Origin of the sequence: Neorhizobium sp. SHOUNA12A (assembly GCF_023006505.1) — a bacterium.
In the GTDB taxonomy this organism is placed as follows: domain Bacteria; phylum Pseudomonadota; class Alphaproteobacteria; order Rhizobiales; family Rhizobiaceae; genus Neorhizobium.
The window spans coordinates 1-10,955 of sequence record NZ_JALBGV010000135.1 but is presented as its reverse complement, the minus strand read 5'-3'; the positions used below and the strand labels follow the sequence as shown (position 1 = coordinate 10,955).

Annotated in this window: 15 protein-coding genes; 5 read left to right on the top strand and 10 right to left on the bottom strand. The window is 61.7% G+C overall.

What is annotated here, in order from left to right:
• The 3 genes from MOV63_RS30915 to MOV63_RS30905 all read right to left on the bottom strand — a co-directional run.
• The coding region (locus MOV63_RS30915; RefSeq protein ID WP_247039508.1) for an AAA family ATPase at positions 1–1,785 on the bottom strand (1,785 nt) is incomplete at its 3' end.
• A 36-nt stretch (positions 1,786–1,821) separates the two neighbouring features.
• Positions 1,822–2,526 carry a DsbA family protein gene (locus MOV63_RS30910; protein WP_247039506.1) on the bottom strand — a complete coding sequence of 235 codons (705 nt, stop codon included), beginning with the start codon at positions 2,524–2,526 and terminating at the stop codon, positions 1,822–1,824.
• 144 nt (positions 2,527–2,670) lie between these two features.
• Positions 2,671–3,174: a DUF721 domain-containing protein gene (locus tag MOV63_RS30905; protein ID WP_038548869.1), complete on the bottom strand. Its 504-nt coding sequence runs from the start codon at positions 3,172–3,174 to the stop codon at positions 2,671–2,673.
• 87 nt (positions 3,175–3,261) lie between these two features.
• On the opposite strand from MOV63_RS30905, the gene mutY reads away from it, so the two are divergent.
• Positions 3,262–4,347: an A/G-specific adenine glycosylase gene (gene mutY, locus MOV63_RS30900; protein ID WP_247039504.1), complete on the top strand. Its 1,086-nt coding sequence runs from the start codon at positions 3,262–3,264 to the stop codon at positions 4,345–4,347.
• Positions 4,348–4,365: 18 nt separating this feature from the next.
• Complete coding sequence (locus MOV63_RS30895; RefSeq protein ID WP_247039503.1) at positions 4,366–4,980, top strand: HAD family phosphatase; 615 nt, start codon at positions 4,366–4,368, stop codon at positions 4,978–4,980.
• 22 nt (positions 4,981–5,002) lie between these two features.
• Here the strand turns inward: MOV63_RS30895 and MOV63_RS30890 are convergent, their stop codons facing one another.
• Positions 5,003–5,776, bottom strand: a complete 774-nt coding sequence (locus MOV63_RS30890) for a S24 family peptidase (protein ID WP_247039502.1) — start codon at positions 5,774–5,776, stop codon at positions 5,003–5,005.
• Positions 5,777–6,025: 249 nt separating this feature from the next.
• A complete protein-coding gene (locus MOV63_RS30885; RefSeq protein ID WP_247039501.1) occupies positions 6,026–7,156 on the bottom strand; it encodes a site-specific DNA-methyltransferase in 1,131 nt (376 codons plus the stop codon).
• 146 nt (positions 7,157–7,302) lie between these two features.
• Here MOV63_RS30885 and MOV63_RS30880 point away from each other — a divergent pair, with 146 nt between their 5' ends.
• Together MOV63_RS30880 and MOV63_RS30875 are read left to right on the top strand one after the other, a co-directional pair.
• Positions 7,303–7,599: a nucleotidyltransferase family protein gene (locus MOV63_RS30880; RefSeq protein ID WP_247039500.1), complete on the top strand. Its 297-nt coding sequence runs from the start codon at positions 7,303–7,305 to the stop codon at positions 7,597–7,599.
• Positions 7,599–7,946, top strand: coding sequence for a DUF86 domain-containing protein (locus MOV63_RS30875; protein ID WP_247039499.1), 348 nt, complete (start codon positions 7,599–7,601; stop codon positions 7,944–7,946). The genes MOV63_RS30880 and MOV63_RS30875 overlap by 1 nt, the downstream gene beginning before the upstream one ends.
• Here MOV63_RS30875 and MOV63_RS30870 read toward each other — a convergent pair whose 3' ends face one another.
• Both MOV63_RS30870 and MOV63_RS30865 read right to left on the bottom strand, forming a co-directional pair.
• Entirely contained in the window at positions 7,947–8,294 is a 348-nt protein-coding gene (locus MOV63_RS30870; protein ID WP_247039497.1) for an antibiotic biosynthesis monooxygenase, read from the bottom strand.
• On the bottom strand, positions 8,291–8,620 hold the full coding sequence (locus MOV63_RS30865; RefSeq protein WP_247039495.1) for an NIPSNAP family protein: 330 nt from the start codon (positions 8,618–8,620) through the stop codon (positions 8,291–8,293). The genes MOV63_RS30870 and MOV63_RS30865 overlap by 4 nt, the downstream gene beginning before the upstream one ends.
• A gap of 73 nt (positions 8,621–8,693) precedes the next feature.
• Here MOV63_RS30865 and MOV63_RS30860 point away from each other — a divergent pair, with 73 nt between their 5' ends.
• Positions 8,694–9,377, top strand: coding sequence for a helix-turn-helix transcriptional regulator (locus MOV63_RS30860; RefSeq protein WP_247039493.1), 684 nt, complete (start codon positions 8,694–8,696; stop codon positions 9,375–9,377).
• Here MOV63_RS30860 and MOV63_RS30855 read toward each other — a convergent pair.
• The 3 genes from MOV63_RS30855 to MOV63_RS30845 all read right to left on the bottom strand — a co-directional run.
• Entirely contained in the window at positions 9,328–9,798 is a 471-nt protein-coding gene (locus MOV63_RS30855; protein ID WP_247039491.1) for a DUF1284 domain-containing protein, read from the bottom strand. The two genes, MOV63_RS30860 and MOV63_RS30855, sit on opposite strands and share 50 nt — an antisense overlap.
• Positions 9,795–10,382, bottom strand: a complete 588-nt coding sequence (locus MOV63_RS30850; protein ID WP_247039489.1) for a biotin transporter BioY — start codon at positions 10,380–10,382, stop codon at positions 9,795–9,797. The genes MOV63_RS30855 and MOV63_RS30850 overlap by 4 nt, the downstream gene beginning before the upstream one ends.
• A 188-nt stretch (positions 10,383–10,570) precedes the next feature.
• Positions 10,571–10,955: GntR family transcriptional regulator (locus MOV63_RS30845; protein WP_247039487.1), on the bottom strand; the 385-nt coding region annotated here is incomplete at its 5' end.

Below are 10,955 nucleotides of genomic sequence, written 5' to 3'. Positions count from 1 at the left end.
CATCCGCTGTGCATCCGCCGCCGCGACGACGCCGATCTGGCCAAGGCTGCGGGACAGCTCCGGCGGCGCGGTAACACGGCCGATCAGCGGCTCGGCACCCTGGGGCAGGCCGGGATCACCGGAACCGTCGCCATTCACCGACCAGTAGGTCGGAGCCGTAGCATCGACCGGGCTGTCGAGATCCTCCCCGAGTGCGGCACCGAGGGCTGCCTCGAAACCGCGATCGACGCGGATCATGTCAGCAACCGCGACGAAATCCCCCGAGGTCGCACCGGCTGCGAGCATTTTCGAAATGGTACGGGCCTCGGTCTCCAGCGCATTGAGCGCCGAGCGAGCCGCTTCCACCGGACCACGCGCCAAAAGCTCGGCGGAGCGCGCGGCAGAAAGTGCGGCTTCCACATCCTCGGCAGCGATCGTCGCATCCTCGACGGCGATTTCCGCCGCTTCGACCGCCTCGCGCCTTTCGGCCGGGTCGTCGAGGCCGGAGAGACGCCCGTTGATGGCGTCGAGTTCGTTCGTCGCATCGCCAAGCTGGCGGTCGAGGCGCTGGCGGCGTTCGGCCAGATCGCGGATCAGCCGTTCGAGCTGGTTACGACCGGCTGCGGCCTCGGCGCGCTCGGCAGTGATTGCCGAAAACAGCGCTTCGCTCGTCGCAAGCGACGCGGCGGCGGCCTCGAAGGTCTCGCGCATCTCCTCAGCTTCGGCGCCGGTATCGGCGAGCATGTCGTTGAGCTCGGCCTCTTCCTCGCCAAGCTTTTCGAGGAAGGACGTGTTGTCGGCGGCAAGCCGCTCCTCGCGGCTGATATCTTCGCCGAGCTGGACGAGCCGGCGGGTCAGTTCGTCGCGGCGCTTCAGGAGGCGGTTCGCCTCTTCTTCCAACTGGCCGCGGGCGATCTGCAGGCGCTGTAGGACGGCACCGGCTTTCGCCTCCTCCTCGCGCAGTTCGGGCAGCTTGAGGCTGGCGATTGCCTGGTTCTTGGCGGCCTCCATCTGACCTTGAGCCTTTTCGGCGACCACGCTGGTCACCTGGTTGAGCGCGCTTTCCGCCTCGCCTTCCGCCTCCTTGGCCTGAACCCAGCGGATATGCAGCAGCATAGCCTCGCGGGCGCGGATATCGGCCGACAGAGTCTTGAAACGGTTGGCCTGGCGGGCCTGGCGCTTGAGGCTCTCGATCTGGCTCTCGAGCTGCGAGAGCACGTCGTCCAGTCGTTCGAGATTACCTTCGGCGGCCCGCAGCCGCAGTTCCGCCTCGTGGCGGCGTGAATGCAGGCCGGAAATGCCAGCGGCTTCTTCCAGGAGCTGGCGGCGTGCCTGGGGTTTTGCCTGGATCAGTTCTCCGATGCGGCCCTGCCCGACCATGGACGGCGAGCGAGCGCCGGTCGAGGCATCGGCAAACAGCAGTTGCACATCCTTGGCGCGGGCTTCCTTGCCGTTGATGCGGTAGACGGACCCGGATTCGCGCTCGATGCGGCGGGTTACCTGGATCTCGTCGGAATCGTTGAAGGCAGCAGGCGCCGTGCGGTCGGAATTGTCGAGATAGAGGCCGACTTCGGCCGTATTGCGGGCCGGCCGATTGCCGGAACCCGAGAAGATCACGTCGTCCATGCCGGACGCGCGCATGTTCTTGTAGGAGTTTTCCCCCATCACCCAGCGCAGCGCCTCGACGAGGTTGGACTTGCCGCAGCCGTTCGGGCCGACCACACCGGTCAGCCCGCGCTCGATGATGAATTCCGTCGGTTCGACGAAAGACTTGAATCCCAGAACGCGCAGCTTGTTGAACTTCATGCCGCGCCCCTCACCTTCCCCTTAAGGAAGGTGTGCTCACAACAAGCTGTCGATGAGCTTGGACATGGATTCAACCGACATATCTCCCGAATACTTCTTGCCGTTGATCAGGAAGGTCGGCGTGGAATTGACGCCAAATTCGTCCGCAGCCCTCTTAACGACAGCATTCACTTCATCGAGAAGCTTCTGGTTCGTCAAGCAGGCCTCGAAAGTCTGCTGTGAGTAACCTGCCAGTTTGACCGTCTGGAGCAGCGCATTGCGCACATTTCCGTCCGCCGGCGACGCCCAGCCGCGCTGCTGCTTGAAGAGCATCGAGACCATCGGGAAATACTGGGCAGGCGTCGAAAGCTCGGCGGCGTTCTGCGGGCTGCAGCGGGCCAGCATGAAAGCGGCGGTCGCGACCGGATCGAACGGGAATTCGCGGATGATGAAGCGCGCCTTGCCGCTGTCGATATACTTGGTCTTGATCGTGTCGAAGGTCTTGTTGTGGAAGTTGGCGCAATGCGGGCAGGTCATCGACATGTATTCGATGATTGTGACCTTGGCCTTTTCGTCGCCCAGCGCCATTTCCGGCAGCGGGCCCGGCTTCAGTGCAGCGGCCATGTCCACGTCGCCCTGGGATTCCGGCATTTCCTGCGCAAAGGCTTCGGAAGCGCTAAGCGGCAGCGCCAGGCAAAGGGCGGTTACAGCCACTCCGCCGAGAAGCGTGCGCCTGGTCATGGTCATTTCGTTCATCTGCATGGAACACCCGTGTGCGAGAAATCTTCAATAAAGGTGACATTCCGTATCGCGGCGCCCCAGCGCGAACAAGCTGTCGATAAGCAAATCTCTTCAAAGAATTGTGACAAATCGGAGGTCTATCAAGAGGATCGGCAGGTTTATCTCTCAGACTTTGCGTTTCTGCTGCAGAACGGCGGTGCCAAGCCTTGCTACCGCCTTCTTCAGCGCCTCGCTTTCGATGCCTTCCATCATGGTTTCCAGCCGCCTGGCGGCCTCGCCCTTCAACGGCGGCGGCTTGCGGGGATGCTTGAAGGTCTGGGACACCGGTTTCTGGACGATGCGGATCTGGCGCACAGCCGGAAAACCGAAAAAGCCGTTGATGCGTGCGATCAGTTCACCCTGGGCATGGGTGAGGAAAAGAGCGCGCGCCCCTTCGCAGGCAATCGTCAGCACACCGGCCTGATGACCGCCGCCCGAGCCGGTGCCCTCGTCGCGTCGCGGCCAGGCGATCTTTTCCGGCCGCGTGCAATCGGCAAAGTCCTCGCCGGCGATCTCGTCCCAGGAGCCGAGCAGTGCCGTCGATATGCCGGCGCGGCGGGCAAGCACCGGATCGATGATGCCGTTGGCGATTTCCGATATCTGCAACTCGCGTTTCTTGGGATAACTCATGACGCCCGCCATTGCGGCACCGGCAGGCCTTGATGCCGGCGCACTATTCCCACAACTATACGCCATCTCTTCCCATTACGGCAAACGATGCTCCAGACGATCCACATCACCCATGCGCAGAAGCTGCTGACCTGGTACGACCGGCACCACCGCGAGCTTCCATGGCGGGTGAGCCCGGCCGCGGCAAAGGCCGGAAAACGAGCCGATCCCTACCATATCTGGCTTTCGGAAGTGATGCTGCAGCAGACCACCGTGCAGGCGGTGAAACCCTATTTCGCCAGGTTCCTGACGCTCTGGCCCAAAGTGACCGACCTTGCCGCGGCACCGGTCGAGGACGTGATGGCGGCCTGGGCGGGGCTTGGTTATTACGCCCGCGCCCGCAACCTGAAAAAATGCGCCGAAGCGGTTGCGGCCGAACATGGTGGTGTGTTTCCCGACACGGAGGAAGGCCTGCGAGCGCTTCCCGGCATCGGCGATTATACGTCAGCCGCCGTTTCGGCCATCGCCTTCAACCGCCGGTCAGCCGTGATGGACGGCAATGTCGAGCGGGTGATTTCACGGCTCTATGCCATCAATGCGCCGCTTCCGGGCTCGAAACCGGCGATGAAGGCAAGGGTAGCTGAACTGACGCCCACTGAGCGGCCCGGCGACTTCGCCCAGGCGATGATGGATCTCGGCGCGACCATCTGCACCCCGAAACGGCCGGCCTGTGCGCTCTGTCCCTTCCGCGACGACTGTCTCGCCTTTGGGGAACACGACCCGGAGCGGTTTCCAGTAAAGGCAGCAAAGAAGGAAAAGCCGGTGCGGCTTGGCGCGGTGTTCATCGCTGTGACATCGGAGGGCGAAGTGCTGCTCAGGCGGCGGATCAACAGCGGCCTCCTCGGCGGCATGACCGAAGTGCCGACCACAGCCTGGACGTCGCGTATCGACGGCGGGACGACTACGGAGCACGCCCCCTTCCCCGCAGCATGGGAAGCGTCCGGCACCGTCACCCATGTCTTCACCCATTTCGAACTGAGGCTCTCGGTCTTCCGAGCGAAGACGGCGCGGATCACCACTGCCGACGGATGGTGGGAACCGGTCACAAATCTCGAGGCCCAGGCCTTGCCGACGGTGATGAAAAAAGCCATCACCCAGGCCATTCCACTGGCCTTCGAAAAATCTCCGAACTGATATTCTCAGGACATGTTCATGGCAGCCAAGATCGACCACATCGTCTTCGACATCGGCAAGGTGCTGATCCATTACGATCCGAACCTTCCCTATGCCCGCGTCATCCCGGACGAGGAGGAACGCAGATGGTTTTTTGAGAACGTCTGCACCCATGAATGGAACCTGGAACAGGATCGCGGCCGCAAGTGGGAAGATGCCGAGGCGCTGCTGGTCGAGCAATACCCGGAACGCGAGGAACAGATCCGCGCCTTCCGCAAATACTGGCACGAAATGGTGCCGCATGCCTATGATGGCTCGGTCGCGATCATGGAAGGCCTGATCGACAAGGGCCGCGACGTGACGATGCTGACCAATTTCGCCGCCGACACGTTCGCCGAGGCCAGAAAAATCTTCCCCTTTCTCAACAAGCCGCGGGGCGTGACCGTGTCGGGCGAGATCGGTCTGATCAAGCCGGACGTGGGAATCTACGAAAAGCACGCCCGCGACTTCGGCCTGACCCCGGAAGCCTCGATCTTCATCGACGACAGCCATGCGAATGTCGAAGGTGCGCGCGCGGCCGGCTGGCAGGCGGTGCATTTCAAGGATGCCGAGACGCTGCGCCGGGACCTGATCGCCCACGGGATCGAACTTTAAGGTTTTGTCTCATGGGCCGGATCTACAGGACCCGGCTTACGGTGCAGACGCGGCCGACGACCTTCAGATCGGGCAAACTGTCCTTGAGGACATGCTGCGGGCGATAACGTTCCAGATTGTCCGGCAGGAGTTCGAGGCTGCCGTCGGCAAGCCGTTGCACCCGCCGCGCGATCAGTTCCGCGCCGGTATCGAACAGGTAGACGCGCCCGTCTTCCAACTTTCGGTCGCTGATATCGACGAACATCGGGGCACCGTCGATGATCGTTGGCGACATGCTGTCGCCCTTGGCGGACACGACCCGCATGTTTTCCGGCTCGGCCGAAAGTTTGGCCCAAAAACCTCGCGGTATGGCCGCCCATGTGGTGTCGTGCGGTTCGAGCGAGGGCTGTCCGGTCGCCTCGTTTTCATAAGCCGGGATGACGATACGATCGGCCAGATCCCAGACCGGACTCGGCTCGGAAAATCCGGCCGGCTGGATTTCCGGTGCCGCGAAATGGATGATGCCTTCTTCCACCGACCAGTCATTGCCGAGATATTCGATCGGCACGTCGGCCAGTTCCGCCATCATGTTGAGTGTGCTGTGGCGCGGCTCGGTCTTGCCATGCCGGTAGTTGTCGAGGGTGTTGTCGTTCAAGCCCAGCGCACCCACCACCCTCAGCCGGCCGCCGGCGAGCTCGCAGAGGATCAGCATCTTCAGCGCCACGGCCCGGCGCGCGGCATCCCTGCCCTCCCAGCTTGGAGAGAACCGCGCCAAGGCACGCTCGATCCGGTGGCGCAGCTCGCCATTGACAGGCATGGACATTCTAAAAAACGCTAACCTGGAAATTCGTTCAACCTGATACAACCTACGATATCAAGCGCAGGTGACGGCGGGAATACCTGAAATTTCGCAAAGTCGAGTTTGGCCGGGCGGCAGAAGCGATCGAGAGACGCGCAAAAAGAAATGGCGCCCGGGATCAGCCTTCCCGGGCGCCAATTATCCTCGTCCGGGACTAGAGGTACGAAACCGGACGAGGCATTCGGTCGATGTGGCGGGACCGGTGGATCAATCCATTTTCGCCATATCGTTTCGGATCACGGATCGCAGTTCGTCGATGGGCTTGAGGGATTTGCCATCGTCGAAATGCCAGAAAGTCCATCCGTTGCATGCATCAAGGCCCTGCACTTTCGCGCCGAGGCGATGAATGGAACCGGCATCGCCACCAGCCGAAAGCGTGCCGTCGGCGCGGATGATCGCGCTGTGGCGGCGCTTCGCATCGGTCAGGACCTGACCGGGCTTGACGAGACCACTTTCGACCAGGGTGTTGAAGGCGACACGAGGTTCAGCCTTCTTGCCGGTCATGACCGTCAGTTCCGCCTTGCCGAGCGGCTCGACGGAGGCGATGCGCTCGGAAGCCGCATCGATATAATCCTGCTCGCGCTCGATGCCGACGAAATTGCGGCCGAGGCGTTTTGCAACGGCGCCGGTCGTGCCGGTGCCGAAGAAGGGATCGAGAATGATGTCGCCGGGCTTGGTCGAGGCCATGATCACACGGGCAAGCAGCGCTTCCGGCTTTTGGGTCGGATGGACCTTCTTGCCGTCGTCGCCCTTCAGGCGTTCGCCGCCGGAGCAGATCGGGAAGAGCCAGTCGGAGCGCATCTGCACGTCGTCGTTGGAGGCCTTCAGCGCATCGTAATTGAAGGTATAACCCTTCGACTTGGCGTCGCGGCTCGCCCAGATCATCGTTTCATGGGCATTCTGGAACCGGCGACCCTTGAAATTCGGCATCGGGTTCACCTTGCGCCAGACGATGTCGTTCAGCAGCCAGAAGTTCAGGTCCTGCATGATCGCGCCGACACGGAAGATGTTATGGTAGGAGCCGATGACCCAGATCGTGCCGTTCGGCTTCAGGACGCGGCGGCAGGCGAGCAGCCAGGCGCGGGTGAAGGCATCATAGACTTCGAAGGAGGCGAACTGGTCCCATTCGTCGTCAACGGCATCGACCAGCGACTGGTCGGGACGGTGAAGCGTGCCGCCGAGCTGGAGATTATATGGGGGATCGGCAAAGATCGCATCAACGGAATGATCCGGCAGAGCCTCCAGAGCAGCGACGCAATCACCCTTGATGATGGAGTTTAGCCAAGTGTCCGGACGGACCTGACGCTTCAGGTCGGCCAACGGAAGAACTGCTGCCATTTGCTACTCGCTACGCTCTACTCGATACGAATTTTTACTGCCTGTTATGGTTACCCATTTTGGTTACTAAAGCCTGAAGCGGCGTGCGGTTTCGGGAAAAATTTTGAGGCGTGGAAAGATGGTGCGGGTTGCGCTAGGATCAGTTCATGAAGAGAAGTGAAGCGATCGAAAAGCTGAAACAGCAGGCCGACGCCATCCGCGCGCTCGGCGCGACATCGCTTTATCTTTTCGGCTCAGTCGCACGCGACGAGGCCGGGCCGACCAGCGATCTCGATCTGTTCATCGATTATGATCCGCAGAGCCGCTTCAACGCACTCGACCTCGTCGGAATCAAGCTTTTCCTGGAAGATGAGCTTGCGACGGAGGTCGATATTACAACGCGCGACAGCCTTCATCCGATTCTGAAGGACGGGATCGAAAGCTCCGCGTTGCAGGTGTTCTGATGCCCCGCGAGGTCCGGCATTTTCTTTACGATATTCGCCAAACGATCTCTATCATCGAGAATGCGACCGCTGGCAAATCGTTCGCCGACTATAGCGGCGATCCGATTCTCAAACTCGGTCTGGAGCGCGCTGTCGAAATCATCTCGGAGGCAAGTCGTGGGATTCCGGATGACCTCAAAACATCACGCCCGGAAATTCCGTGGCCGAAAATTAGAGGTATCGGCAACGTCTTGAGGCACGAATATCATGGCCTTTCAGACAAGATCATCTGGGGCGTGATCGTCGACGAAATCCCGAAGCTTGGGATCGCCATAGAAGCGATACTGCGAATGGTCGAGGAACCGTAGCTAAGCCGCATGCACCTCGCGGCTGTCCTTCGGCGCTTCGTCCCTCTCGAACATGCCGTAATCCCTGACGACATGGCCGATGCGCAGGCGGTAGTCGGCAAAGATGCCGCCGCGGCCGGCTTTCTGGGCGGCGCGGTGGCTTTCGAGGTTGCGCCATGCCTTGACCGCCTCCTCGTCTCGCCAGAAAGACAAGGAGAGGATTTTTCCGCGTAGGGTGAGACTTTCGAACCGCTCGATCGAGATGAAGCCGTCGATGGTTTCCAGTTCGGACCGCAGCTCGCCGGCAAGGTCGAGATATTTGTGGCGCTCGCCCATATAGGGAATGACTTCGAAGATGACGGCGATCATGGCTTTACCAAAGCTCCGTGCGGCGTGGAGACATTCTTGAGGAAGATCCGGTCCTCCTTCAGGATGAAACGTTCGCGTTTCGAGAACGCGTAGTTTTCCTTGCCCAGCGGATCGGCCATCAGCCGGGCGCGATAGGTCTCGTAAGCGGCGAGGCTGTCGATGTTGTAGATGCCATAGGCCGTGGTCGCCGAACCTTCGTGCGGGCCGAAATAACCGATCAGATCGGCCCCGCAGCGCGGGATCGCCTGGCCCCAGTTGCGGGCATATTCGGCGAAAGCGTCCTTCTTGAACGGGTCGATCTCGTAACGGATAAAACAGGTGATCATGACTTCGTCTCCTTCTATTGTGGAGGTGTTTTGCCATATTGCCAGACGAAGATGCTTCGGTTACGGTCGAAGTATGAAAGAAGGTCCAGACATTGCCCGCATCGGGATGCTGTTCGGCGATCCCGCCCGCGCCAATATGCTGACCGCGCTGATGGGCGGCCAGGCGCTGACGGCGACCGAGCTTGCGCAAGCCGCCGGCGTGACGGTGCAGACGGCGAGTTCGCATCTCTCCAAGCTTGAGGAAGGCGGCATCCTCGCCCAGCGTAAGCAGGGCCGGCATCGTTATTTCACACTTGCAGACGCGGCCGCGGGCACGCTGCTCGAAAACATCATGGGGTTTGCGGCAAGCAGAGGCCATCTCCGCCACCGGCCGGGACCGAAAGATCCGGCACTGCGCAAGGCGCGTGTCTGTTACGATCATCTCGCCGGCGATTACGGGGTGAGGATGCTCGACAGCTTTGTCGCCCGCGGCGCAATCGAGAGCGATGGCGACAACCTGACGATGACCGAGGACGGCCGCGCGGAACTCGGTACGCTCGGCATCGATGTGGCATCGCTTACATCCAATCGCCGGCCGCTCTGTAAATCCTGCCTCGACTGGAGCGAGCGGCGCTCGCATCTGGCCGGCACGCTCGGCAAGGCGCTGCTTGCCCATTTCCTCGAAAACGGATGGGCACGGCGCAGTGACGAGAGCCGCGCGGTGCTGTTCACGCCGGATGGGGAACGGAAGTTTCTTTCGCTGTTTCCGGCGGGCTGAACGTCATGACCAGCGCGCCTGCATAATCTTCTGCCGCGATGCGATCGCAAAGGCTGCTCCATTCACAGCCCGTGCAAGCGCGGCGGGTCACGCCGGCAGAGAAGGCGCGGCGCAGTTTCTCGAACAGCGCCGGATCGGAGGAGATCACCGCCCCGGTCTCTAGCTCCCGCCCAAGCAGGCGGGCGATATCCGCCAGCGCCGCCGCATCGCGACCGGCAACCGAAGCACCGAAACAATGCGCATCTTCATCCGAGAGAAGCGAGGCGCAGATATCGTCGGGGCCGGAGACGATCTCGATCGTCTCGCCGGCGGAAAGCCGGCCGGCGAGACGACGATAATTGGCGACGAAGGCCGGGCTGTAGCCCTCGCCGACAAAGGTCAGCATGCAGAGAAGATGATGCGGCCGCAGCCTCACCGTCACTCTGCCGCGGCGCGATTGCGGGAGGCGACGGCGGCAAGGACGGCTGCCGCCAGGCCCGATTTCAGCGCAGCGCCGAGGATGAACGGGGCAACGCCGGCCCATAATGCCTTTTCAGCGCCGATCAGTGCCGCGAGCCAGGCCCAGCCGAGCGCAAGGCATAGAAGGTTTGCGATCAGATGTGCCGAGAAGCTGGCGAGGATGCGCCGCCCGCTCCAGCCACGTTCGGCAAGCCAGCCGGCAACGGCCGCAATCACCGGAAAGGAAAAGAGATAACCGGCGGTCGGCCCTGCGAACACGGCAATGCCGCCCGCCCCACCCGCGAGCACCGGCGCTCCAAGTGCTGCTTCTCCCAGCCAAGCAAGCACCGTCAAGGCGCCGAGCCGCCAGCCGTAAAGCGCGCCGATCATGGTCACGGCGAAGGTCTGCATGGTGATCGGCACGGGAACCATCGGCACGGCGATCCGGGACGCGATCGCCAGCACCAGCGTGCCCGCAAGCACGAACAGGATTTTGGCGGGCAAGGACCGCTCGACAAGCCGAAAGGGATCGAAAACAAGCGTCTGGGGGGAATTAATCAGGGACATCGGGCTCTCCTTCAAATTATAGATAATTTTGATTCCCATCTATTTTATGAGATGAATTTTTGACGGAGGCAAGGGGCACGGTGTCGAGTACACAGCGGGCGCAGAGGAAATGATGGCAAATTTCGGCAAAAACAGGCCTATAAAGCCGGTTTCCGCGGAAATAAATTATCTATAATTTTTGGAAATGATCAGCCGACGATCGCGAAAGTCTCGCGCGCGGCACCGGTCTTGGCCGGTTGCGGGCCGCGGCCGATCCATTGCACGTGCTTCTGCAGGATGGCGGCGGCCTCGTCGATCTTGCCCTGCCTGAGTGCGGCGAGGATGGCGCGATGGTCGTGGTCGGTGCGCTTTTCCCAGCCGGACTGCCAGGCGGAAAACAGGAACCTGGCGCTTGCGGCATGCAGGTCGTCGATCGAGGCAAGCAGGCGCTTCATGCCACAGGGAGTGAGAATCAGCCGATGAAAGCGGCGGTTCGCCTCTTCCCAGGCATGCACGTCGGCGGCGGCATCGCCCTGCCTCGCCGCCTCCTCCGCCGCGTCGAGAATGGCGGGGGTCAGGTGGCGGGCGGCGTGG

What these genes read in the sequence shown, in the direction of transcription:
- MOV63_RS30910 (WP_247039506.1), bottom strand. Translation starts at nt 2,526, where the DNA reads ATGCAGATGAACGAAATGACCATGACCAGGCGCACGCTTCTCGGCGGA.
- MOV63_RS30905 (WP_038548869.1), bottom strand. Translation starts at nt 3,174, where the DNA reads ATGAGTTATCCCAAGAAACGCGAGTTGCAGATATCGGAAATCGCCAAC.
- mutY (WP_247039504.1), top strand. Translation starts at nt 3,262, where the DNA reads ATGCTCCAGACGATCCACATCACCCATGCGCAGAAGCTGCTGACCTGG.
- MOV63_RS30895 (WP_247039503.1), top strand. Translation starts at nt 4,366, where the DNA reads ATGGCAGCCAAGATCGACCACATCGTCTTCGACATCGGCAAGGTGCTG.
- MOV63_RS30890 (WP_247039502.1), bottom strand. Translation starts at nt 5,776, where the DNA reads ATGCCTGTCAATGGCGAGCTGCGCCACCGGATCGAGCGTGCCTTGGCG.
- MOV63_RS30885 (WP_247039501.1), bottom strand. Translation starts at nt 7,156, where the DNA reads ATGGCAGCAGTTCTTCCGTTGGCCGACCTGAAGCGTCAGGTCCGTCCG.
- MOV63_RS30880 (WP_247039500.1), top strand. Translation starts at nt 7,303, where the DNA reads ATGAAGAGAAGTGAAGCGATCGAAAAGCTGAAACAGCAGGCCGACGCC.
- MOV63_RS30875 (WP_247039499.1), top strand. Translation starts at nt 7,599, where the DNA reads ATGCCCCGCGAGGTCCGGCATTTTCTTTACGATATTCGCCAAACGATC.
- MOV63_RS30870 (WP_247039497.1), bottom strand. Translation starts at nt 8,294, where the DNA reads ATGATCGCCGTCATCTTCGAAGTCATTCCCTATATGGGCGAGCGCCAC.
- MOV63_RS30865 (WP_247039495.1), bottom strand. Translation starts at nt 8,620, where the DNA reads ATGATCACCTGTTTTATCCGTTACGAGATCGACCCGTTCAAGAAGGAC.
- MOV63_RS30860 (WP_247039493.1), top strand. Translation starts at nt 8,694, where the DNA reads ATGAAAGAAGGTCCAGACATTGCCCGCATCGGGATGCTGTTCGGCGAT.
- MOV63_RS30850 (WP_247039489.1), bottom strand. Translation starts at nt 10,382, where the DNA reads ATGTCCCTGATTAATTCCCCCCAGACGCTTGTTTTCGATCCCTTTCGG.